The 23,613-nt window shown below is 66.6% G+C and carries 19 protein-coding genes; 7 read left to right on the top strand and 12 right to left on the bottom strand.

The annotated features are described in order from the left end of the window. Positions 1 to 6 precede the first annotated feature (6 nt). From B2W22_RS08355 to B2W22_RS08345, 3 genes are read left to right on the top strand one after another with little or no spacing between them, the layout of a single operon-like run. The gene (locus B2W22_RS08355) at positions 7 to 1,074 is read left to right on the top strand and encodes a DUF4392 domain-containing protein (protein WP_175121121.1); all 1,068 of its coding nucleotides are present in this window, start codon (positions 7 to 9) and stop codon (positions 1,072 to 1,074) included. Continuing rightward, positions 1,071 to 1,544, top strand: a complete 474-nt coding sequence (locus B2W22_RS08350) for a RidA family protein (protein WP_175121122.1) — start codon at positions 1,071 to 1,073, stop codon at positions 1,542 to 1,544. Before B2W22_RS08355 ends, B2W22_RS08350 begins: the two co-directional genes overlap by 4 nt. Before the next feature lie 43 nt (positions 1,545 to 1,587). Continuing rightward, a complete protein-coding gene (locus tag B2W22_RS08345) occupies positions 1,588 to 2,907 on the top strand; it encodes an MFS transporter (RefSeq protein ID WP_286937178.1) in 1,320 nt (439 codons plus the stop codon). Between the two features lie 17 nt (positions 2,908 to 2,924). Here B2W22_RS08345 and B2W22_RS08340 read toward each other — a convergent pair whose 3' ends face one another. The 5 genes from B2W22_RS08340 to B2W22_RS08320 form a co-directional block, all read right to left on the bottom strand. Further along, entirely contained in the window at positions 2,925 to 4,304 is a 1,380-nt protein-coding gene (locus B2W22_RS08340; RefSeq protein ID WP_286937176.1) for a four-carbon acid sugar kinase family protein, read from the bottom strand. Next, complete coding sequence (locus B2W22_RS08335; RefSeq protein WP_286937174.1) at positions 4,301 to 5,578, bottom strand: ribulose-bisphosphate carboxylase large subunit family protein; 1,278 nt, start codon at positions 5,576 to 5,578, stop codon at positions 4,301 to 4,303. The genes B2W22_RS08340 and B2W22_RS08335 overlap by 4 nt, the downstream gene beginning before the upstream one ends. A gap of 25 nt (positions 5,579 to 5,603) precedes the next feature. Beyond that, positions 5,604 to 6,143: a VOC family protein gene (locus B2W22_RS08330; RefSeq protein WP_175183784.1), complete on the bottom strand. Its 540-nt coding sequence runs from the start codon at positions 6,141 to 6,143 to the stop codon at positions 5,604 to 5,606. A 66-nt stretch (positions 6,144 to 6,209) separates the two neighbouring features. Next, complete coding sequence (locus tag B2W22_RS08325) at positions 6,210 to 8,090, bottom strand: TRAP transporter large permease subunit (RefSeq protein ID WP_175183783.1); 1,881 nt, start codon at positions 8,088 to 8,090, stop codon at positions 6,210 to 6,212. An 11-nt stretch (positions 8,091 to 8,101) separates the two neighbouring features. Further along, positions 8,102 to 9,118, bottom strand: coding sequence for a TRAP transporter substrate-binding protein (locus tag B2W22_RS08320; RefSeq protein WP_286937171.1), 1,017 nt, complete (start codon positions 9,116 to 9,118; stop codon positions 8,102 to 8,104). Positions 9,119 to 9,230: 112 nt separating this feature from the next. On the opposite strand from B2W22_RS08320, the gene B2W22_RS08315 reads away from it, so the two are divergent. After that, positions 9,231 to 10,292, top strand: a complete 1,062-nt coding sequence (locus B2W22_RS08315) for a LacI family DNA-binding transcriptional regulator (protein ID WP_239212803.1) — start codon at positions 9,231 to 9,233, stop codon at positions 10,290 to 10,292. 207 nt (positions 10,293 to 10,499) lie between these two features. Here the strand turns inward: B2W22_RS08315 and B2W22_RS08310 are convergent, their stop codons facing one another. Continuing rightward, complete coding sequence (locus B2W22_RS08310) at positions 10,500 to 11,348, bottom strand: class I SAM-dependent methyltransferase (protein WP_218344232.1); 849 nt, start codon at positions 11,346 to 11,348, stop codon at positions 10,500 to 10,502. A 149-nt stretch (positions 11,349 to 11,497) separates the two neighbouring features. Between B2W22_RS08310 and B2W22_RS08305 the strand changes: the two genes are divergently transcribed. The 3 genes from B2W22_RS08305 (at position 11,498) to B2W22_RS08295 (ending at position 15,773) form a co-directional block, all read left to right on the top strand. After that, positions 11,498 to 13,627 (top strand): transcriptional regulator, encoded by a 2,130-nt coding sequence (locus B2W22_RS08305; protein ID WP_286937168.1) that lies wholly within the window; start codon positions 11,498 to 11,500, stop codon positions 13,625 to 13,627. A gap of 100 nt (positions 13,628 to 13,727) precedes the next feature. Beyond that, complete coding sequence (locus B2W22_RS08300; RefSeq protein WP_239212519.1) at positions 13,728 to 14,183, top strand: MarR family winged helix-turn-helix transcriptional regulator; 456 nt, start codon at positions 13,728 to 13,730, stop codon at positions 14,181 to 14,183. Between the two features lie 63 nt (positions 14,184 to 14,246). After that, a complete protein-coding gene (locus tag B2W22_RS08295) occupies positions 14,247 to 15,773 on the top strand; it encodes an MFS transporter (protein ID WP_286937166.1) in 1,527 nt (508 codons plus the stop codon). Positions 15,774 to 15,782: 9 nt separating this feature from the next. On the opposite strand, the gene B2W22_RS08290 is transcribed toward B2W22_RS08295, so the two are convergent. The 6 genes from B2W22_RS08290 to nirB are packed head-to-tail and all read right to left on the bottom strand — an operon-like array spanning position 15,783 to position 23,404. Beyond that, entirely contained in the window at positions 15,783 to 17,045 is a 1,263-nt protein-coding gene (locus tag B2W22_RS08290) for a nitrate- and nitrite sensing domain-containing protein (RefSeq protein WP_286937164.1), read from the bottom strand. A 40-nt stretch (positions 17,046 to 17,085) separates the two neighbouring features. Next, the gene (gene cobA, locus B2W22_RS08285; protein ID WP_175121133.1) at positions 17,086 to 17,862 is read right to left on the bottom strand and encodes a uroporphyrinogen-III C-methyltransferase; all 777 of its coding nucleotides are present in this window, start codon (positions 17,860 to 17,862) and stop codon (positions 17,086 to 17,088) included. A gap of 12 nt (positions 17,863 to 17,874) precedes the next feature. Further along, positions 17,875 to 19,620: a bifunctional protein-serine/threonine kinase/phosphatase gene (locus tag B2W22_RS08280; RefSeq protein ID WP_286937161.1), complete on the bottom strand. Its 1,746-nt coding sequence runs from the start codon at positions 19,618 to 19,620 to the stop codon at positions 17,875 to 17,877. Between the two features lie 10 nt (positions 19,621 to 19,630). Beyond that, positions 19,631 to 20,443, bottom strand: coding sequence for a formate/nitrite transporter family protein (locus B2W22_RS08275; RefSeq protein WP_056562246.1), 813 nt, complete (start codon positions 20,441 to 20,443; stop codon positions 19,631 to 19,633). A gap of 49 nt (positions 20,444 to 20,492) precedes the next feature. Continuing rightward, positions 20,493 to 20,843, bottom strand: a complete 351-nt coding sequence (gene nirD, locus B2W22_RS08270) for a nitrite reductase small subunit NirD (RefSeq protein WP_175121135.1) — start codon at positions 20,841 to 20,843, stop codon at positions 20,493 to 20,495. Then, positions 20,843 to 23,404 (bottom strand): nitrite reductase large subunit NirB, encoded by a 2,562-nt coding sequence (nirB, locus tag B2W22_RS08265; protein WP_286937160.1) that lies wholly within the window; start codon positions 23,402 to 23,404, stop codon positions 20,843 to 20,845. The genes nirD and nirB overlap by 1 nt, the downstream gene beginning before the upstream one ends. Positions 23,405 to 23,613: the final 209 nt, after the last annotated feature.

The raw sequence follows: 23,613 nt of genomic DNA, 5'->3' as shown, positions 1-23,613 counted from the left end.
CCTATCATGCTGAATTCTGAATCCAAGACATATCACCGCGTTGCACGCACCATCGACGACTTCATGCGCGTCGACTACACCGGCGTGGGACTGATCGGCAATCTCTACGAGGCGCTGCAGACGCGACAGCCTGGATATGCGTGCATGGGCGCTGCCGAGCGGTTGCAGCAGGCCACCCAGGAAAGCGCCGGACCGATCCTGATCGCGACAGGTTTTCCGGAAGGCGGCGGTGCGCCCGAAACCGATGGCCCGATCGGTGCCGCGCTGATGGCCCGGGCCTTTTTCCTGGGGTTGCGTCGCGAGACCGTCATCGTCATCGACGAAGACTGGGAGGAGATGATGATCGCCACCTGCCGCGGCGCGGGCCTGGCGCCGATGCCGTTCCCGGAAGATGGCGTCATCAAGCCCTTCGATTTCTTGCGGCCGGTGTATATCAAGACGGTCCCCAAGGACGATCGCGGCGCACACGCAGTTTGCGACGCGCTGGTGACAATAACGCGTCCCTGCGCCGCGATCGCAATCGAACGGCCCGGGAAGAACGCCAAGGGCCTGTACCACGGGTTGGGCGGTCGCCCGCTGGACGGGCTGGTCGCCAATCTGGACTATTTGTTCGAGAAAATCCAGGCGGCAAAGATCCCGTTCATCGGCATCGGTGACGGCGGCAACGAGCTAGGCATGGGCGTGATTGCCGAGGACTTACCACGGTTTTCACCCAAGGCTGCGGATACCGGCACACCGGGACGCGGCGGCGTCGCCGCTGTCACGGCTGCCGACTGGCTGGTGGTGTCGAACATCTCCAATTTTGGTGCAACGGGCGTGGTGGCGGCGCTTGCTGCCTTGCTGGAGAACCCGGTGGTGTTCCACGAGCCCGAACTGGAAATCCGCAGCACCGAGCTGTGCGTCGCCAGCGGCGGCGTGGATGGGATGTTCATGGCCCCGGAGCCAGCGCATGACGGCATTGCCATGCAGGAGTACGCAGGGATGGTTCGCGCACTGCGTGGCAGTGTGATGCGTGCGCTGGGTCACTCGATCAACTGGCAGGGGCATCAGGGCGACTGGAGGCAACTGAAATGAGCGCAACCACCATCTCCGGTCGGCTGGCCGAACTGGGACTTGCATTGCCAACGGTCAATCCGCCGCGCGGCAGTTACGTTCCGGCCGTGCGCGCCGGAGACTTGCTGTTCGTCGCGGGACAGGCGCCGCGGCGCAACGGCGTGCTGGAGTTCTCGGGCCGCGTGGGGCGCGATCTAAGCGTCGAGCAAGGCCGCGATGCCGCGGCCCTGTGCGCGCTCAACGTGCTCGGCCATCTGGCTCAGGCCTGCGGGGACGATCTGGCGCGCGTCGCCGGCTCGGTGCGGCTGGCCGGTGTGGTCAATTGCGCCGAGGACTTTGATGCCCATTCAAAGGTCCTGGACGGCGCATCGGACTTGCTGACCGCTGTGCTGGGCGAACGCGGCCTTCATGCGCGCATCGCCACCGGCGCTTCATCGCTGCCGTCGGCCATGGCGGTGGAAGTCGAAGCCATCTTCCAACTCAAACCATAAGTCGGGGCGGGGCGTCCGCCTGACATCCGCAAGGGGAAAATTCGTGCAAGCAACTCTGACTCAGCCCGCCTACGCGGGAAATGCGCCGGACCGGAATGCCGTCTACCGCAAGGTGGCGCTGCACATCATGCCGTTTCTCATGTTGTGCTACGTGGCGGCGTATCTGGACCGCATCAATATCGGCTTTGCCAAGCTGCATATGCTGAACGACCTGGGCTTCAGCGATGCCGTTTATGGCTTGGGCGCGGGACTGTTCTTTATCGGGTACCTGATCTTCGAGGTGCCCAGCAATCTGCTGATGATGCGCATCGGCGCCAAGCGGACGATTTCCCGCATCATGATTCTGTGGGGCATCATTTCGGCCTGCTTTGCCTTTGTCGAGACGCCGACGCAGTTCTACGTGTTGCGCTTTCTGCTGGGCGCGGCCGAGGCCGGCTTCTATCCTGGCGTGATCCTGTATCTGACCTATTGGTTTCCGGCAAACAAGCGCGCGAAGATGGTGGCGCTCTTTGTGGGGGCGGTACCGTTGTCAGGCATGATCGGCGCGCCGCTTTCTGGCGCCATCATCGAATGGGGCCACGGAGCGCACTCGTTGGCTGGCTGGCAATGGATGTTCCTTATCGAAGCCGTGCCGTCGCTGATCCTCGGCCTGCTGTGCCTGAAGTATCTGGCCGACAGTCCCGCGGTTGCCCCGTGGCTCACGCAGGGCGAGCGCGAGTTGGTGGAAGGCGAACTCCACGCCGAGCGCGAGCTCACCCGCCACGACAAGTCCACCGTGTCGCTCGCGGCCACGCTGAAAGACCGGCGGGTGTGGAAGATGACCAGCATCTGCTTCTGCTCGGCCATCTGCTCTTACGGCGTGTCGTTCTGGCTACCCACGCTTGTGCAGCAGCTGAACGTGGGGGACGTCATGCACGTGGGTCTTTACACCGCAGTGCCGTTCACCGCGGCTTTCGTGGTGATGTATCTGATCGGCCGCAGTTCTGATCGCATGCGCGAGCGCCGCTGGCATCTGGTCGGACCGTTCACCTGCGTGTGCGTCGGCTTGATTGGCAGTGTCTGGTTCCATGGGTCGATGGGGCTGGCGCTTCTGTCGCTGACGATCGCCGCGGTTGGCGCCTACAGCACGACGTCCATGCTGTTCACGATTCCCGGACTGTTTCTTTCGGGCGTCGGCATGGCAGCGGGCGTGGCACTGATCAACTGCTTCGGAGGACTGGGCGGATTTGTCAGCCCGTATGTCGTCGGTGTCGTCAAGGATGTCACAGGCAGCACCGATAATGGCGTGGTATTCATCGCCTGCGTGGCAATGATCGGTGCGGCTCTTACGTTGACGCTGCCCAAGAAGCTGGTGAATCGTTGAGCCGATGCGTTGGCCGCTCAGGCGTCGCCTGCGGCCAACGCATCAAACAGGCGATCCCCGCCCATTTGCCCGCCCTTGAGCATCAGCTCAATGCCGTCGATCACCGGGTCGTCGCTGCGTGCAACGCTGACGGTCACCCCCGGCGCCAGCACGCAGCGAAACGCCAGTCCCCACAATCCCAAGGCAAGCGTCGCCTGGCTGGAAGTGTCTCCACCTGCGATGCCGATGCGATTCAGCCGTTGACCGGCTGTTGCGCTGGCGCGCACGATGTCCGCGGCGAGGCTGGCGGTGGCGCGGGCTGTTGCGGCGGTCTGGTCTGCGCTGACCGTGCCGACAGGCCTGTCGGTATGCACCAGGACGTTGCGGCCTTCGGCCAATGTCACGGCGGCCAACGCAACCTGTTGCGCGGCATAGCCGGCATCAGCCAGCAGCCGCGCGACTTGCAGCGGTTGGCGCGTATAGCTCTCGGAAGCGGCGATCTGCCGGGCGGTGACAGGCGACAGGCTGCCCGCGACAACCAGCACCGGGCCGTCCGACGGGCCGAGTGGGGAAGCCTGCGTAGCGGGGGCTTGTCCGGTGGGCCGGGCGCGAGCCAGAGCTTGCTGCACGCTGCTCGGGCCGACAGCGACCAGCGGGGCGCGGGCTGCGGCGCGTTGGATCAGGCGGCCGATCGCGGCGAGCTGCGATTCGTCCACCAGATCCAGCAGCAGCGGTCCATCCGCACTCTCCGTGACCTGTTCGATCCACGCATCGAGCGAGGCTAAGTCGGTACCGGAACTCACTGCGGAGTCCGTACGCGTGTTCACTGCCAAGTTCGCACTCGGGGGATAAGCAACATGCGGCACCGACCGCACGCCCTCCAACCCCTGCGCTTCCAAATGCCGCCGCAAATCTGCCTCGTGCATCGGCGTGACAGGATGCACGCTCATCACGGGATGGCGATCAATGCGATGAATCTCGGGCGCAGACCCCGCGCGTGCAAAGAGGTTTCCGAAGCTGCAGTACCGGCCAATGCTGGGCTGCCCGCCAACGATCGGCACGATGGGATTCGCAAAATGCCGGCGCAGCTCCCGCACCGCCACGCCGATGCTGCCGACGTGTGGCGCGCTGTCGAAGGTGGAACAGCACTTGTAATGCAGCACGCGCGCGCCGGTGCTGGCCATGAACGCGCCAACCGCGCGCAGTTCCTCGACCATCTCCGCCGGCGCCATCCCACGCGCGGCGCCGGCGATGCCGATGGCGTCCAATGGCCCGGCCCGTTCCAGTTGCGCAGAAGAAGGCACGCCCAAAAACAGCAGGCTGCGCAGGCCCGCCCGCGCGACCTCGGCGAGCGTGTCAGTGGCGCCGGTGAAGTCGTCGCCATACCAGCACACCTGCGGCGCGGTGCCGCCAATCATGCGCGGCTTCCAAAAAATTCCAGCGCGCGCTGCAACTCAGGCGCGTTGCGGGCGTAGTCTTCCAGCCGCTGGTTGTCGCGCACGGCGTGCCACGCCTGACGAATGCTTTGCACCCCAGCCGCCGGGCCATCCGGATGCGCAAGAATGCCCCCGCCCGACATGAACAGCAGGTCGTCGCTGCGCACGGCCGCCCACGTGGCGGGCACCGTGCCGGCCCACTGACCCGACGAGAAAGCAGGCATGACGGCGTCGTCGATTCCCGGTGTCAACGACGCCAGGCAATCGCGCGCCGAGTCCACGACTTCGCTGTCCTCCTGCGAGAATTTCCCTTGCAACCCATGCACATGCATATGGTCCACGCCCGCCAGCCGCCACAGCGTCTGATACGCCTGAAATCCCATGCCCAGCAGCGGATGGCGAGACAGCGCGCCGAACCCATTGCGATGGCCATGCAACGCCAGCGGCGTGCTGCGGCGCAGGGTCTGGATGGCGGAGTAGCCGCACCAGTTCAGGCTGGTCATGACGCAAGTGCCGCCTTCGCGTTCGATCAGCTCGGCGTGGCGGCGCATGGCATCGGTTTCGTCGGTGATGTTGAACGCGACCATCACGTTGCGGCCGGTGCGTTCGCGGTGCGCGCGCACCACGGCCATTACGGCGGCCACGCGCTGGGCGAGCGGGGCGTGGGCCGGGTTGGCGCACACCTCGTCGTCCTTGATGAAGTCCACTCCGGCCGCGCACAGTTGCGCCACCAGGTGCGCGGTCTGCTCGGGCGAGAGGCCGACGTTGGGCTTGATGATGGTGCCGACCAGCGGGCCCTTGTCCACGCCGGTCAGCGCGCGCGTGCCGGCGATGCCGACCTGGGGGAGGTCGAACTGCGCGCGGTAGTTGGCGGGCAGCTCCATGCTTTCGAGCCGCAGGCCGGTGACTTCGCCCAGGTCGTACAGATTGCCGCCGACGGTGGCGGCCAGCGTGGGCAGGTTGGCGCCCACGTTGGCGACGGGAAATGCAATGCGAATCCGTGCGCGCTGGAATTTGCCGGGCATGCCGCCCGGCTGTCGCGCGAGATATGCATTGGGCAGGCTGGGCGAGTCGACCGTTTTCAGTGTTTCGATGGATTCGATGCGGGCGCGTGCGCGGGCGCGCAGCTCGTCGGTTTCGCCCTGCACACGGGTGAAGGTGCCGCAGGACTGCTCGCCGGCCATGACCTCCGCGACCTTGGCGGGGTCGACGGGGGTTTCAATCAGGTAGGTGGCGGTAAACGATTGGGAATTCATGGTGGCGGTGTGCGGCAGGGGCGTATCAGAGGCGGCTCAGGTCGGGAAAGGCGCGGACGGGGTCCTTGCCGTCCCAGTTGACCGAGCTTTCGCGGATCAGGTCGAAGAGGCGGCCCTTGGGGCCGGCCACTTCGGAGAGCTCGATGACGGTGCCGGGGTGGTATTCGGTGTCGAAGTAAATGAAGCGGCCTTTTTCGCCGACTTCGCCGCTCATCTTGGGCTTGAAGCCTTGCGCCAGCAGGCGCTCGAGGTCAGCGTCGTAGCTTTCGGTCCAGTAGGCGACGTGCTGCAGGCCGGTGCGGCCGGCTTGCAGGAAATCGCGGTACATGGAGGGCACGTCGTTGCGGGTCTGGATCAGCTCGACCTGCACATAGCCCGAGTTGGCCAGGGCGACGGAGTTGTGCGGCTCGTGGCGTTCGCCGTCGTATTGGTAATTGACGATGGGCACGCGCGGGTTGTAGTACCAGGGACCCACGCCGAGCTTGGTGCTCCAGTAGTCCATGGCGGCTTCGATGTCGTGCACGACATAACCGAGTTGGCGGATCTCGCCCAGGAAACGACTCATGTTGGATCTTTATAAAAGGGTGGCTGAGAGACGGGAGGGGCGCGGCCCGCAAGGGGCCGCGCCGCGTCACAGGAAACCGATGGAGAACCAGGGGAAGGCGGCGACGACGATCAGGCCGATCAGCAGCGCGCCGATGTAGCCCCAGATCGGCCGGATGCCTTCGTTGGGATCGACGCGGCTGATGGCGCAGGCGCCGTAGTAGCCGACACCGAAGGGCGGTGCGAACAGGCCGATGCCCATGGCGAAGATCACAACCATCGCGTAATGAACTTCATGCACGCCGGCCTGCACCGCGATCGGGAACAGCAGCGGGCCGAACAGCACGATGGCGGGAATGCCTTCCAGCACGCTGCCCAGGATGATGAAGGCCACGATGGAGACGGCCAGGAAGCCGTAGCTGCCGCCGGGCATGCCTGCCATCAGCTTGGCGAGATCGCCCGAGAAGCCCGATTGCGTCAGCGCCCAGGCCATGGCGGTGGCGCAGCCCACGATCAGCATGATGGCGCCGGACAGGGACGCGGTCTCGATCAGCATGGGCTTGACTCGCGCCCAGTCGAAGCAGCGGTAGATCACAAGGCCCACGACGACGGAGTACACGATGCCGATGGTGGAGACCTCGGTGGCGGTCGCCACGCCTTCGACGACGGCGGCGCGGATCACGAACGGCAGGGCCACGGCGGGCAGCGCGATCATGAAGAAGCGGCCGATCTCCTTGAAGGTGAAGCGCTGGACGAGGCTCAGGTCTTCCTTGCGGTAGCGCCACCACACCACGCCGCACAGGGCCAGGCCCAGCACGACGGCGGGCAGCAGGCCGCCCGTGAACAGCGCGGCGATCGACACGCCGGTCACCGAACCGATGGTGATGAGCACGATGGACGGCGGAATCGTCTCGGTCTGCGCGCCGGTGGCGGACAGCAGGGCGACCAGATCGCCAGGCTTGGCGCCGCGCTTTTTCATTTCGGGGAACAGCACGGGCGCGATGGCCGCCATGTCGGCGATCTTCGAGCCCGAGATGCCGGACACCAGATACATGGCGCCGATCAGCACGTAGGACAGCCCGCCGCGCACGTGGCCCAGCAGGCTGGCCAGGAACTGGATCATGGCGCGTGCCATGCCCGTCATTTCGATGAGCGAGCCCAGGAAAATGAACAGCGGCACCGCGAGCAGCATCAGGTGCGACATGCCTTCGTCCAGCCGGCCCACCATGACGACCATCGGCGTGTTGGTGGTCAGCGCCAGGTACGAGAAGGTGGCCAGCGCGAACGAGAATGCGATCGGCACGCCCGAGAACACGGTGGCGGCGACGATGCCTACGAAGAAGATCACCAGGTTCAGCTTGCCCAGTCCGGAGAACAGGGGCTGCGCGAGCCAGAACAGGCCCACGACCGCCGCCACGCCAGCCAGCGCCATCGCCACCTGCGGCAGCGGCTGCGTGCGCAAGAGGCGCAGCAGCGCGATGATGCCCATCAGGCCCATGCCGACCGGAATCGCCGAGGCACGCCACGCGTTGCTCAGTTCCAGCGCCGGCGTGATGATGAAGTGTTCTTCATGCGCGTACTCGATGGCGGGCGCCAGGATCAGCACCAGGAACGCCAGCGACGCGGCAAGCGCTGCGGTTTCAAGCTGCGCGCGCCGCGCCGGGCTGACGTTGTTCACCAGCGCCGTCATGCGCATGTGCTCGCCGCGCCGCAACGCCACGACGGCGCCCAGCATGGACAGCCAGAGGAACAGGATCGACGCCAGTTCGTCGGACCAGACCAGCGGGCTGTGGAACGCGTAGCGCGCCACCACGCCCGCAAACAGGACGAGGATCTCGACCAGCACGATGGCTGCGGCAACGTGTTCGACCACGGTGCCCAACACGCTGTCGAGCGCGCCGGCCGCCCGGCGCAGGGGATTGGCCGGCAGCGCGGGCGCCGCGGCGTGGGGAGCGGACAGGGAGGACATGGCGCGCGACCTCAGGCCAGCTTGCCGACGGACTGCTCCAGGAGGCCCCAGGCCTCATTGCCGAACCGGCCTTGCCATTCCTTGTAGAAGCCGGCAGTGCGCAGCTGTTCGCGGAAGCTGTCGGCGGACGGCTGGTTGAACACCAGGCCCTTGGATTCCAGGTCTGCCTGCACCGAGGCGTTGAGCTTCTTGATGTCTTCGCGCTGGGCCAGGCCGGCTTCGTTGATGCCACGCGCCACCACCGTCTTCAGGTCGGCGGGCAGGCCTTCCCACATGCGGCCGTTGGCGATGAACCAGTAGCCGTCCCAGATGTGCTTGGTCAGCGAGCAGTACTTCTGCACTTCGTACAGCTTGGCGACCTGGATGATGGGCAGGGGGTTTTCCTGCGCGTCCACCACCTTGGTCTGCAGCGACGAGTAGACCTCGCTGAACTGCAGGCTGGCGGGCGCGGCGCCCAGGCCCTTGAACATGGAGATCGGCAGCGAGCTCACCGGCACGCGGATCTTCAGGCCGTCCATGTCGGCGGCCGTGTTGACCGGACCCTTGCTGCTGGTGGTCTGGCGGAAGCCGTTGTCCCACATCTTTTCAAAGGCGTAGAGCTTGCGCTGCGCGATGGCGGCGCGCACGTGGGCGCCCAGCGCGCCGTCCATGGCGTTCCAGACCTGGTCGTAGTCCTTGAACGCGAAGCCGACGGCGTTGATGGCGGCCACCGGCACCAGCGTGGCGATCACCAGGGCGGACGGCGTGAAGAAGTCGATGCCGCCGGAACGCACCTGAGCAAGCATGTCGGTGTCGCCGCCAAGCTGGTTGTTCGGGAAGATCTTGATGTCGACGCGGCCGTTGCTTTCCTTGAGGATGCGTTCGGCCGCTTCCTGGGCACGGATGTTCAGCGGATGCGTCACCGGCAGGTTGTTGCCGTACTTAAGCGAGAAATCGGCAGCGCGGGCGATCAGCGGAAAGCCGGTGCCGGCGAGGGCGGGAACCGCGCAAAGGCGGCGCAGGGCACTGCGGCGAGTAAGCAGCTTCATGGTTGTCTCCGTTGTCTTGCTTATGATGTTTTTTGATGTGCCACAAAACCGCCTTAGCCCTGCGGCACTGTGGACAATAGTGAATAGGCGCTATCATCGTCAAATCTTATTCATGATGGTTTTTGATGTGAATAGAAGCGCCTCCTCTCGTGGACTCGCCAAGCTGGCGGACGTGGCTGCCCGCGCGGGCGTGTCGACGGCCACGGCCGATCGCGTGCTCAATCGCCGGCCTGGCGTGCGCCCGGCCACGGCGCAAAAGGTCTTCAAGGCCGCCATCGAACTGGATTACCTGCCGGACGACGAGGCGTACGCGGCCCCCGCGCCCGAGCCGATGCGGCTGGTGTTCCTGCTGCCGCGCGGCAGCAATCGCTATCTGCGCATGCTGGGCGATACCGTCAACTTTGCGCACGAGCACTTTGCGCCGCTGAACGCCAAGTGCCATGTCGAGTACGTGGAAAGCTTCAATCCCGATGCGCTGGCGCAGGCGCTGGCCAAACACGGCAAGCGGGCCGACGGAATTGCGTTCATGGCGCTGGAGCACCCCGTGGTGCGCGAGGCCGTGAATGCGCTGGCGCAGCAGGGCGTGCCGACTGTGACGCTGATCTCGGACATCGCCAACAGTGCGCGCACGGCTTACGTGGGGTTGGACAACCGGGCCGCCGGGCGCACGGCCGGCTATCTGATCGCGCGCTTTATCGGGATGCGCGCGGCGCATGTGGCGCTGATCGCGGGGTCGCGGCATTACCGCGCCCATGAAGAGCGGGAAAGCGGATTTCTGCAGCTCTACGCCGAACAATTCCAAGCCATGCAGGTGGTGGACTTGCGCGAAGGCTATGACGACGCGCAGCGCAACTACGAACAGACGCGGCAGTTGCTGGAGCAGTATCCGCAGCTTGCCGGGATTTACAACATCGGCGGCGCGTCAGATGGTGTGGCCCGCGCGCTGAAAGAAGCAGGGCAGCAGCACCGGGTTGTTTTCATCGGGCATGGACTGACGCCCGACACGCGTTCGCTGCTGATCGACGGCACGATGGACGCCGTGATCACGCAAAGCCCGATGGAAGCGCTGATGAGCTGCGTGCGCATTTTCAGCAATCTGCGGGATAAGCGCAGCGCGATGAATGGGGTGGAATTGGCGCGCAGCCAGGTGATATTCCGGGAGAACCTGCCGTAGGGGTAGGGGCGGGCGTATTATTTCGGCTATGGGCTCGCACCCAGTGCGGCAGCGGCGGGGCACGCCGCTGCCTACTTCAACGGATGGTTCCTCTACAACGGTTGCCCGGCGCTTGCCGGCGGACGGCCGTGAAGGCGCTGCGCCATGGACCACACAGCCGACCGCCAGGCCGATCCCGCCGCTTGCGATGCGGTGTCTGCCGCGCGATCACCGGCGGGTGATCACGATTTCCATGTACTCGCTGGGCACCACGACCGCCGAATCGCCGGAGCGGTTGAAACGTTCGATCTGCGCGGTGATATCGGCGGTCAGCGCCGTCTGCGCCGCGGGTTCCAGCGCGCCGAAGGCCTTGAGCAGCGGGCCGTAGTAGGTCTTGAAGACCTGCATCCAGTGCTCGGGCGAGCGGTAGCGGAACACGAAGTGGCGCGGTTCGCACTGAATCGACGCGGCTTGCGATCCGAACATCTCTTCGATGCGCGCCTTGGTGCCCCACAGCGCGGGCGACTTGACGCCGGCGGGCGGGGGCAGGTGCTTGCCGATGGTCTTGAAGATCTGGCCGATGAAGCCGTCGGGCGTCCAGTTGGCCAGGCCGATCTTGCCGCCGTGCTTGCACACGCGCATCAGTTCGGACGCGGCCTTGTCCTGGTCGGCCGTGAACATCACCCCGAAGGTCGACATGACGACGTCGAACGCCGCGTCGGGGAAGGGGAGCGCCTCGGCGTCGGCCTCCTGGAATTCGATCTTCAGGCGTTCCGCGGCGGCGCGCTCGCGGCCGCGGCTGAGCAGCGCGGGCACGTAGTCGGTCGACGTGACGTCGCACCAGCGGCGGGCGGCGGCCAGCGTGGCATTGCCGTTGCCGGCGGCAACGTCCAGCACCTTCTGCCCGGCGCGGACATCAAGGGCTTCGCAAAGCTGTTCTCCTACGATCTGCAGCGTGGTGCCGACGACGGCGTAGTCCCCGGAGGACCAGGTGCCCTGCTGGCGGGTCTTCAAGGCGGCCAGGTCGGGCTGTGCGGTTTCGCGCACGTCACTGGTGGCAAGGGAGGAAATGGACATGGTGACTCTCCGTTATTGCGTGGGGTGCGCGACAGCATCCATTGCCAGCGCGCCGGGGTAGTGCAACCAGCGCCGAGAAGGAATTCGCGTGCCGTGCGCCCCGGAAACAACGATAAAAACCAGGCGTGGAGGCGAGCGTGGTAGCGGGCGTGGAATCTGCCGTTGATTCGGCCGGCGCGGGCATCCACGTGCGCATGCTGGGACCGCTGGCGATCAGCCGCGGGGGCGCGCCGCTGGCGTTGCCGCCGTCGCGCAAGCTGCGGGCGCTGATCGCCTACCTGGCGCTGGCCCCGAACGCCGTGATGCGAGCGCACCTGTGCGAATTGCTGTGGGATGTTCCGAACGATCCGCGCGGTGAGCTGCGCTGGTGCCTGAGCAAGGCGCGCGGCCTGCTGGATGAGCCGGGCCGCCGCCGGGTCGAGACGGTGCAGGACGCGGTGCGCCTCGACCTGTCCGATTGCCGCGTGGATGTCCTGGACATCGGCGCGGCGATGCAGGACGGCATCGACAAGGCGGGTCCCGACAGGCTGCGCGCTCTGTTGGCGCTGTTCCAGGGCGATTTCCTGGAAGGGCTTGAGATCGGCCGCAGTCCGTTCTTCCATAGCTGGCAGACCGCGCAGCGGCGGCGCCTGCGGGCGTGCCATGCGGCCGTGCTGGCGCACCAGGCCGCAAGCCTGCCGGCGGGCGCGGAAGAACGCTTCGCCTGCCTGGACAAGTGGCTGCAATTGGCGCCGTTCGATGCGCAGGCGCATGAACTGATGCTGGACGCGCTGGGCCTGCGCGGACAGTGGCGCGAGGGCGAGGAACATCTGGCTGCGGCCGTGCGCGCGTTTGAGGCCGAGGGGCTGGATGGGCGGCCGCTGCGCGAGGCGTGGCGTGACGTGCGCGCCCGGCGGGCGGGCGGCGTGCAGGCGTTGGGGCAGGGCTTGGGTCAAGCGCTGGATCCGGCTTTTGCGGTGGCGCCGCGGCCTGGAGCGGCGGGGGCGACGATCACGGCCGAGACAGGCGCGCAGATCACGGCCGACCCGCCGTTCCAGCCGACGCCTGAAGCGGCTCTGCTTTCCCGCCTTTCCGAGCTCCCGCCGGACCGGCGCGGACGGGCATCCATCGCGGTCATGCCGTTCGTGGACCGGTCCGCGCAGGCCGGTGTACGGGGCGGATTGGCGGACGGCCTGGCCTTTGACGTTATCGCGCGGCTGGCAAAGCTGCGCAGCCTGTTCGTCATTGCGCAGGGCACCGTGTTTGCGCTGGATCAGCGCAGCGTCGGACCGGAGGAAGCGGGCCGCACGCTCAACGTGGATTATGTCGTCAGCGGCTCGCTGCGGCGCCACGGTCAGCGCCTTGCCGTGGACGTGCAACTGGTCGATTCACGCACGGCGCGTATCGTCTGGGCCGATGTCCTGGATCACCCGTTCGATGACGCCTTGCTGGCGCTGGACGAGATCGGCAACCGGATCGTGGCGTCTGTCGACATCGAGATCGAGGCGGCCGAGCGCAACCGCGCGATCCTGACGCCGCCCGGTTCGCTGGACGCGTGGCAGGCGCATCACCGCGGCCTGTGGCATATGTACCGGTTCAACCGTACCGACAATGAGCAGGCCCGGCATTTCTTCGAGATGGCGGTGCGGCTGGATCCGACGTTTTCGCGGGCCTATGCGGGCTTGTCGTTCACGCATTGGCAGACCGCGTTCCAGCGTTGGGACGAGCAGGGCGATGCCATCGACCGGGCGTTCGAAACCGCCGGCCAGAGCCTGATCGCCGATGACCGCGATCCCGCGGCGCATTGGGCGATGGGGCGGGCGCTGTGGCTGCGCGGCAGCCAGGATCAGTCGGTCAGCGAACTGCGGATCGCCGTGGACCTCAGCCCGAACTTCGCGCTGGGCCATTACACGCTGGGCTTTGTCGACTGCCAGATGGGCGACGCGCAAGCCGCCATCGGCGCATCCGATCACTCGCGCCACTTGAGCCCTTTCGATCCGCTGCTGTTCGGCATGCTGGCCGTGCGCGCACTGGCGCTGGTGCGGCTGGGCCGGATCGAGGAGGCGGCCGGATGGGCGATCAAGGCGGCCGCGCGCCCCAACGCGCACGTGCACATCCTGGCGATTGCCGCGTGTTGCCTGTCGCTGGCCGGCCGCACCGACGAGGCGCTGGTGTTTCTGCCCGCCATCCGCAAGGCGCAGGCGACCTACCGGGTCGACGACTTCCTGGCGTCATTCCGGCTGGCGCCCGACACGCAGGCGCTGTTCCGCGAGGGCGCGCGGCGGATCGGAATCGGATAGTGCAGCATTCGCCACGCATCGCCAGATTCCGCTTGCTATGTAGCTGCCTAGGCAGCTAATATCCCGTCATTGATATCGACGGCGGCGCGCCAGGGCCATCATGAGCAACGCAACTCCTTCTGTGCTGGACGAACTGTGCACCGGCGAACTGGGATTTCTGGTGACGTCGGTGCGCAACGGCATTCTGGACGCACTGGACCGCGATCTGGCCCCATTGCAGATCACCGTGCAGCAGTACGTCGTGCTCAATTGCATCGTCAAGGGGTGGGGACGCACGCTCAGCGACTTCTGCCGGGTGCTTTCCTATGACTCGGGCGCCATGACCCGATTGCTGGATCGGATCGTGGCCAAGGGCTTCATTCGCCGGGTCGAAAACGAAGCCGACCGCCGCAGTTCGCTGATCGAGCTCACCGAACAGGGCAAGGCGGCTTTTCCGCAGGCGCGCCAAGCCACCGAAGTTGCGTTTCGCCGGCTGCTGGACGGCTTTTCCGAGGCAGAGGCGCAAGTGCTGCACAAGCTGCTATCCCGAATCCTGATCAACGCGCGGCCGGCGTAATTTGCCGGGCGCTTTTTTTTATCCATTTATCTGCCTAGGCATATACAGCCTGGGCTGTGAACCATGTCCCACCCCAAGCCTTCCGTCCCGCTGCTCCTCGTCATCGGCGCGCTGACGTTCATCGACTTCCTGCAGAACGGCATGGCCACCTTTGGCGCAGCGCCCATCATGGGAGAAATCGGCGCCAGCCCCGAGGAATACACCCACATCGCGCTCATCTACGCCTGCGTGGCGGTCATGATGATCGCGTTGCAGGGCTGGCTTACGCATCGGCTGGGCTTGCGCGCCTACCTGCTGGCCTCGCTGGCCGCCGCCGGCATGGGCGCGGCGGTCTGCGCGCTGGCGCAGGACCCGGCGCAATTCCTGTTGGGGCGCGTGTTGATGGCGCTGGGCTGCGCAGCGATGCTTACCTCGTCCCGGCTGACCGTCAACCTGATTCCCCCCAGCCCCGCGCGCTTCCTGGGCATCAAGGCCTTGGCGACCGGTCTGTGCCTGGGGACCGCGCTGGCGCCCTGGCTGGCCGCGATGGCGGTCGAGCACGATGGCTGGCCGTTGATGTTCTGGCTGATCGCGGCGTTGTCGGTGCTGGCGATGGCGCCTGTCTTGCTGGCCATGCCGGGACGTGAGGCGGGATCTGTCCTGGCCGGCAACGTGCGCCTGCTGCCGATCGCCGCGCTGGGCGCGGGCAGCTTCCTGGTGCTGCATGCGTTGCAGCGCGCCTATTACGACTTCTTCAGCCACGGCAGTCTCCTGGCGCTGTCGGCGGCGGCGGGGGTAGCCGCGCTGGGTTACTTCGTGTGGTCGGAAACGCGCAACGGCGCGCCGTTGCTCCGGCTGGGCGGCATGAACGAAGCGCGGTTCCTCTGCGGACTGGCGCTCTTCACGGTCTGCTATGTGATGCTCGGGGCCAATGGCTACCTGGTGCCGGTGATGCTGCAGCGTGCGCTGGGGCAGGCCTGGGTCACCGCGGGCAAACTCTTTGCGCTGGGATTGGGGGCGGGCGTGCTGACCTGGGCCGTGATGTCGCAATTGCTGCCGCGCTGGCCCTCGCCGCGCAAGTTCTTCGTGACCGGCTTCCTGGCGCTGGCGGCGTTCGGGGTGTGGATGTCACGCTTGACGCCCACGGCCAACATGTGGACCGACGTGTTTCCCGCGCTGGCCTGCTACGGCATGTTCATCATGACCCTCATGCCCACGACCGCGATGCAGACCTTTACGGGCCTGACGGGCGACCCGGCAGTGTTCGCTCATGCGCAGCAGGTCAAGAACATGCTGGCGCAGGTCGGCCAGGCGCTGGGGATCATGCTGGCCACCATCGGGCAGCAGTGGTTCACGTCGCGGCACTACACGGTGCTGCGGGAAAGCATTGCGACGGGCAATGCGCAGTTCGAGGCGGCGATGGCGCAGCTGACCGCCTATTTCACCGCGGCGGCGGGGCCGGCACAGGCGCGGCAGCTTGCCACGGCGCAGATCGCGCAACTGCTGGACCAGCAGTCGGTGCTGCTGGCCAGCCTGGATCATTTCCGAATCGTGGCGGGCGTGGCGCTGGTGGCGGCCGTCGTCAGCCTGGTCCAGCGCGTGTTCCGCTAGGGGAAGGGTTCAGTTGCCGCCCAGCTGCGCGATGATCTGCCGCGCCACGTCCGCCAGCGACAGGCCGCCGTCCATCGCCGCGCGTTGCAGGCGTTCGTGCGCCGCCTGCTCGGTCAGGCCGTAGCGGCTGATCAACAGCAGCTTGGCGCGGTCGATGCGTTTCCTGTCGTCCAGCGCGCCACGCACGCTGGTCAGCGCATCGTCGGCCTGCTGCATGCGCATCGTCTGCTCGCGCATCATGTCCAGAATCGACCGTTCCAGCTCGCCGCCCACGCCGTCCTCGGGCGGCACGTCCAGGATGCGGCTCTGCACGCTGAACACCATGCTGGGGACGCGGCCGCTGGCATGATCGGTGTAGCGGCTGAGCAGGAGGCGGCGGTCGTCCAGTTCCTGGCGGGTGTCGGCGATGCGCCGGGCGCACTGCTGCGCCAGTTCCTGCGCCAATTGGGTTTCAACGTTGCGCATGGCGTCGATGCGCGCGGTGCACAGGTCAAACCACAACTCGGCCAGGCCGCTGTCGACGCGCTGCGCGTCCGACGTGTGCTGCGCCATGTCGCGCATGCGTTGCACGGGTTGCGCCTGCTGCTGGACCTGGTCCCACGCCTGCAGTGGCGCGCCCTGCACATACTGCGTGTAGACGCCGAAGCTGCGGGCCTGGTTGGCCGCGAGGCCCAGCATGCGCGCCTTGCGGGCGTCGTCGAACCAGCCGGCCGTAAAGCCCATGACGCCGCAGGCGCGCTCCTGGCCGCTCAGTTCCTTGCCTTGCATGAAATTCAGCAGCGCCACCAATAGGCGCGTGACATCCGGATCGAGTGAAGAGTCGGCGGCTTCGAAGACCACTGCAAGCAGGCTGCCGATCACCTGGGTGAATCGGGTATCGGCGTCTTCCACCGCCACGCGCCGGTCGCGGACCTCGCGGCGCAAGGCCGGCAGCTCGTCCAGCCGGAAGAGGGCGTAGGCGATGCAATTGAGCAGGCGTGCCCGGCCGCTGCCGGCCGCGGGGTCGGATTCCAGTCCATCGAGAAATGCACGTACGCCGGCTTCCACGGCCTGCGCGTCGCTCGACAGGCCGGCCAGCACCGGCTGCAGCCGGTCCGCGGCGCTGCTCAGGGTCAGGTTGGAGTAGCCGCGCTCCTTTTGCAGCGCGTGCACCAGCGCGCTGATGCGCAGCACCAGGTCGCAGGTGGCAGCCAGGACTTCCAGTCCCTGAAGCTCGCTGCGGCGGGCGGCGAGCAGGAAGCGCAGCGGGGGCGGCATGTGGCGTTCGGCCATCGGTATCTCTATGGGGTGAGGCGCGGTGTGTTCGCGGAAATCAGGCCGTCCGGCGTTGCGGCGCAAGCACGCCGCCCGCGTCGTCCAGCACGCCGAACATCCGGCAGGCGGCAACTTCGCCGATGACCAGCACGGCAGGGCTGCGCAACCGGAAGGTCTGGGCATCGGACGCCATGCTGGCCAGCGTCGACGGACAGACCCGCTGGCCGGGAAGCGACGCGCGCTCGATCATCGCTACCGGCGTGTCCGGCGCCATGCCGGCGGCCAGCAACTGGGCGGTCATGTCGTGCACCTTTGCCACGCCCATGTAGACCACCAGCGTCGTGCCGCTGCGTGCCAAGCCGGACCAGTCGGGCGTTGCGCCGTCCTGCGAATGCGCGGTGATGAGTGTAACGCCCTGGGCCATGCCACGCTGCGTCAGCGGGATCCCGGCAGACGTTGCCGCGGCCAGCCCGGCGGTGATGCCGTTCACGATTTCGCAGGCCACGCCGTGGTCGCTGAGCCACTGCGCTTCCTCGCCGCCACGGCCAAAGATGCAGGGATCGCCACCCTTGAGCCGCGCCACGCGCAGGCCCTGGCGGGCGTAGCGAAGCATCAGGCGCTGGATGAAGTCCTGCGGCGTGGAGCGGCAGCCCCCGCGCTTGCCCACGCGCACGATGCGGGCGTTGGGGCAGTGCTGCAGGATCTCCGGGTTGACCAGGTCGTCGACCAGGACCACGTCGGCCCGGGCAAGCGCCTTGACGGCTTTCAAGGTCAGCAGCTCGGGATCGCCGGGGCCGGCGCCGATCAGGGACACGGTGGGATTCGTGGCGGGCATGGTCGTCTCGTTTCAGGAGGTCAGGGCCTGGACCACGATCACGATGACCAGGATCAGGCTCAGGCCTTTCCAGAAAGCCACCGGATTGCGTTCCAAGAGGGGCAGGCGTTCGCCGCCGCGCACGTCGGGCGGATTGCGCAGCGCGTGCGTGAACTCGGACAGCTCGGGCGTGCGGTGCTGCGGGTCGGGATGCAGGGCCCGGCTGAGCACGCTGTCGATCCACGCCGGGATTTCGCGTTCCCGGTCCAGCACCGACACGTAGGTCAGCCGTAGTTGCGCGGCGCGGCTGCGCGAGCGCGCCACCTCGGCGCCGTAGGGCAGGCGGCCGGACAGCATCTGGTACAGGATCGCGGCCAGCGAATAGATGTCGGACCGCGTCGTGCCGGCTTCGCCGAGGAAGTACTCGGGCGCCGCATATTGGGCGGTGCCCAGCACCGGCATGGCGTCGTCGCCATCGGCGCCCAGTTCCTGGATGCCGGCCGTGCGGGCCGAGCCCAGATCGATGATCTTTGCCGTGCCGTCGGGCGTGATCAGGATGTTGTCCGGCCGCAGATCCTGATGCACGATCTCCAGCCGGTGAAACGCCTGCAGGCCGCGTGCGATCTGCTCGATGATGGCGATTGCCGGTTCCAGCGCCGGACGCGGATTGGCCGCCATCCATTGCGTCAGCGTGCGGCCTTCGATGTATTCGCTGACGGTGTAGAGCGAGCGGCGCTGCCGCGTGCGCGGCCAGGCGCGCACGACGTGGCGGCTGTCGATGCGGCGCGCCAGCCATTCCTCGGTCAAGAGGCGTTCCAGATAGGCGGGGTCGTGCCGCAGGTCCAAGGACGGGATCTTGATGACGACGGTGTCGCCGCTGTCGAGGTCTTCGGCCAGGTAAACGTGGCTGCGGCTGCTGGCGCGCAGCTCGTCCGTGATGCGAAAGCCTTCGAACGTCTGCCCCACGTCCAGCAACGGCGGACACGGCAGGCTTCCGGAATACTGCGCCATCTCAGTGGCCTGGCGCGCGGGCAGGGCGTCGACGCGCACGATTTGCATGGTCAGGTTGTCGTCGCTGCCGCGGGCAAGCGCCAGCGCGACCAATGCGCGCGCGGCGGCGTCCAGATCGCTGGCGTTGGCGGCCACGGCCTCGCGCAGATCGTCGTCGCCGACATGCTCGTACACGCCATCGGTCGCCAGCAGGAACACGTCGCCCGGTTCCACGGCCTGGGTGTGATAGTCGATTTCCAGATGCGGCGCCAGGCCCAGCGCGCGGCCCAGGTAACTTTTGTCGTGGGCGACCCAGACGCGGTGATCCTCGGTCAGCTGCTCGATCGCGCCGTCCCGCAGGCGATAGATGCGCGCGTCGCCGATATGCAGGATGTGCGCGGTGGCGCCCTTGAGCACCATCACGGTCAGCGTGCAGACGTAGCCGCTGTCCTGGTCCTGCCCATGGCGCTGGCGGCTTTGCGAATGCAACCAGGCGTTGGCCGCGCTGAGCACCTTCTGGGCCGACTTCTTCACGGACCAGGTCTCGGGCGTGCAGTAATAGTCTTCCAGAAAGCTGGCCACCGCCGTCTCGCTGGCGATGTGACTGACGTTGCTGCTGCTGATTCCGTCGGCCAGCGCGATGGCGATGCCCTTGGCGCCCAGCAGCGGCTCGCCCGGCACGCACAGCCCGTGAAAGTCCTGGTTGACGGACTTGACGCCGGGATCGGTGTGCTGGCCCACCGCCACTTTCAGCGAGGCGGCGGGCGCGCCGGGAGAGTAGCCGTCCATGCTGAAGCGATCAGTTGAAGCGGCGCTTGGGCGCGGTCTTCATGTGCGTGGTGTAGAGCGTCAGGCCCGTCAGCGAGATGCCGCCGATCAGGTTGCCCAGCACCACCGGGATTTCGTTCCAGATCATGTAGTCCATGATCGAGAAATTGCCGCCCATGATCATGGCCGACGGGAACAGGAACATGTTGACGATGGAGTGCTCGAAGCCCATCGCGAAGAACAGCATGACGGGCATCCACATGGCGATGACCTTGCCGCTGACGGTGGTCGAGATCATGGCGCCCACGACGCCCAGCGACACCATCCAGTTGCACAGCACGCCGCGGATGAAGATGGTCAGCATGCCGCCTGCACCGTATTCCTTGTAGCCCAGCGTGCGGTCTTCGCCGATGTGCGAGATGACCTGGCCGACCTTGTTGGGCGGCACCGAAAAGCCGTACGTGAAGACGATGGCCATCAGTACGGCGACGGTCAGCGCGCCCAGGAAGTTGCCCACGAAGACCTTGCCCCAGTGCTTGAGGATGCCGCCCATCGTGACGCCGGGCCGCTTGTCAAAGAGCGCCAGCGGGGTCAGCACGAATACGCCCGTCAGGAGGTCGAAGCCCATCAGGTACAGGATGCAGAACCCGACGGGAAAGAGCGCGGCGCCCAGGATGGGCGAGCCGGTCTGCACCGTGACGGTGACGGCGAATACCGCGGCAATCGCGAGGATGGCGCCGGCCATGAAGGCGCGGATCAGGACGTCGCGGGTTGCCATGTAGAGCTTCGATTCGCCGGCATCCACCATCTTGGTGACGAACTCGGAGGGAGCGAGGTAGGACATGATGTTTCCTGTTGCTGTGCTGATGTGATGAATACGTTTGCGGCGGCCGTCAGGCGATTTCGACCGCGTCGCCGTTCAAGCGCACCTGCCAGGTCTGCAGGCGCTGCTCGGGAAATTGCACGCAGCTGCCGTCCGCCAGCCGGAAGTGCTGCTTGTAGAGCGGAGACGCCACCACCAGGTCACCGGCCAGCTGGCCCACGATTCCACGGCCGATGACGTTGGCGCCGGACTTCGGATCGCGGTTCGACACGGCGTACAAGGTCTGGCCCGCGGCGTCGGGCAGGTAGAACAGCGCGACCTGCGCGCCGTCGACCAGGGCGACGACGCCGGAGTTGGCGACGAGGTCCTGGCGGTTGCACGCGTGGCGCCAGGCGGGGTGGGTGTTGGGCAGGGCGGCCATCAGACGATCTCCTCGGCAATCGGGATGACGCGCTGGGCGGCGCGCGCCGGGGCCGGACGGGGCTGGCCGCGTTCCTGAACGAACTGGATGTCGGGGTCGCCCTGGCTGTCGTTGACGAAGGTGCGGAAGCGCTTGAGCTTTTCAGGGTCGCTGAGGGCGTTGGCCCATTCGCATTCGTAGCGGTCCACCACCAGTTGCATCTGCGCTTCAAGCTCGGCGCCCAGGCCCAGGCTGTCGTCGATGACGACCGCCTTCAGATAGTCCAGGCCGCCTTCCAGCGATTCGCGCCACACCGACGTGCGCTGCAGCTTGTCGGCTGTGCGGATGTAGAACATCAGCACGCGGTCGATGTAGCGGATGAGGGTGGCGTCGTCCAGGTCGGTGGCAAAGAGCTCGGCATGGCGCGGACGCATGCCGCCGTTGCCGCACACGTACAGGTTCCAGCCGTTCTCGGTGGCGATGACGCCGATGTCCTTGCTTTGCGCCTCGGCGCATTCGCGGGTGCAGCCGGACACGGCGAACTTCAGCTTGTGCGGGGCGCGCAGGCCTTTGTAGCGGTGCTCGATGTCCAGCGCCATCTTCACGCTGTCCTGCACGCCGAAGCGGCACCAGGTGCTGCCGACGCAGGACTTCACGGTGCGGGTGGACTTGCCGTAGGCGTGGCCCGTCTCGAAGCCGGCGGCGATGAGTTCCGACCAGATGCCGGGCAGCTCGTGCAGTTGTGCGCCGAACAGGTCGATGCGCTGGCCGCCCGTCACCTTGACGTACAGGTTGTATTTCTTGGCGACCATGCCGACGGCGATCAGGCCGTCCGGCGTGACTTCGCCGGCCGGCATGCGCGGCACGACCGAATAGGTGCCGTTCTTCTGCATGTTGGCCATGAAGGTGTCGTTGGTGTCCTGCAGCGGCACCAGGTGCGGGTCCTGGATGGGGCGGTTCCAGCAGGACGCGAGGATCGAGCCGATGGCGGGCTTGCAGATCTCGCAGCCGACGTGACCACGGCCGTGGCTGGCCAGGATTTCTTCGAAGGTCTCGGCGCCGCTCACGCGCACGATCGCGTACAGCTCCTGGCGGGTGTAGGCAAAGTGCTCGCACAGGCTCTTGTCCACCACGACGCCGCGGCTGGCCAGTTCGTGTTCGACCACCTGCTTGAGCAGGCCCGCGCAGCCGCCGCAGCCCGAGGCCGCCTTGGTGCAGGCCTTGACGCCCGCCAGGTCCGTACAGCCGCCGTCGATGGCGTCGCAGACGGCGCCCTTGCTGACGTTGTGGCAGGAGCAGATCGTGGCGGTGGCGGGCAGGGCGTCCACGCCCAGCAGCGGCGCGGCCTGGCCTTGCGGCAGGATCAGGCTGGACGGATCCGCGGGCGGTGCGATGCCGTTCTGCGCGTATTGCAGCAGCGTGTCGTAGTAGCTGTTGTCGCCCACCAGGACCGCGCCCAGGACACGCTTGCCGTCCTCGGAGATCACCAGGCGGCGGTAGCTGGAGCCGGCCTCATCGATGAAACGGTAGCTGCGCGAGCCGGGCGTGGCGCCGTGCGCGTCGCCAATCGACCCCACGTCCACGCCCAACAGCTTGAGCTTCGTGGACATGTCCGCGCCCGAAAACGCCTGTTCCGGCGCGCCGCATAGCTCGGCCGCGACGATGCGGGCCATCTGGTAGCCGGGGGCAACCAGACCGAATACCGTGCCGTTCCACGACGCGCATTCGCCGATGGCGTAGATGTGTTCGTCGCTGCTGCGGCAGCGGTCGTCGATGGCGACGCCGCCACGCTCGGCCAGCGCCAGCCCGGCCTTGCGCGCCAGGAACACCTGCGGACGGATCCCTGCCGAGAACACGATCAGGTCGGTTTCCAGCGGGGCGCCTTCGGCAAAGCGCATGCGGTAGCGGTATTGCGTGCCCGGCTTGATGTCTTGCGTGGCGCGCGACAGGTGCACGCCCACGCCCAGCGCCTCGATGCGCGCCTTCAGCGCCGCGCCGCCGGCCTCGTCCAATTGCACCGGCATCAGGCGTGGCGCGAATTCGACCACGTGGGCTTCCAGGTTCAGGGATTTGAGCGCATTGGCGGCTTCCAGCCCCAACAGGCCGCCGCCCACGACCACGCCGCGCCGCGCGCCGCTGGCGGCTTCGCGGATCAGGTCCAGGTCGTCGATGCTGCGGTACACCAGGCGCGAATTGCCCTCGGCGCCCGCGATGGGCGGCACGAAGGGATAGGAGCCCGTCGCCAGCACCAGCTTGTCGTAGGCGAAGCGGCCATTAGCGGTGATGACTTCCCGGGCGTGGCTGTCGATGTCCAGCACGGGCTCGCCCAGTCGCAGCGTCACGCCGTCCTGCTCATACAGCGAGGCCTCGCCCAGCGCCATCGACTCGGCGTCGCGCCCGTTCAGGTACTCGGACAGATGGACGCGGTCATAGGCGCGGCGGGTTTCTTCGCCAAAGATGGTGATGCGATAGCGCTCGAGGGCGCCGCGGGCGATCAATTGCTCGACGCAATGATGGCCCACCATGCCGTTGCCGATGACAATCAGCGTCTGCAAGGAATCGGAGGTGGCCGCTGCATTCATGGGATTTCCCCAGGCTTGGATTTTCGGTTTCAAAAGACAAACGGCGCCCTGGACCTTTCGGTCGGGGCGCCATTGCCGGTACTGCTCACGTTGTCTTGCCGGGTTTGCACCCGCACATAGGCAATTAAGCAAAGTCCATGCCAGGTATGTCGAGGCGCGATGTGTCGGGGGAAATTCCCTTGCGATTCATAGGGAAGGAGGGCGGTGCG

The organism is Achromobacter sp. UBA4530 (genome assembly GCF_002388205.1).
GTDB lineage: Bacteria > Pseudomonadota > Gammaproteobacteria > Burkholderiales > Burkholderiaceae_B > Achromobacter > Achromobacter animicus.
This window is presented reverse-complemented; position numbering and strand designations above follow the sequence as displayed.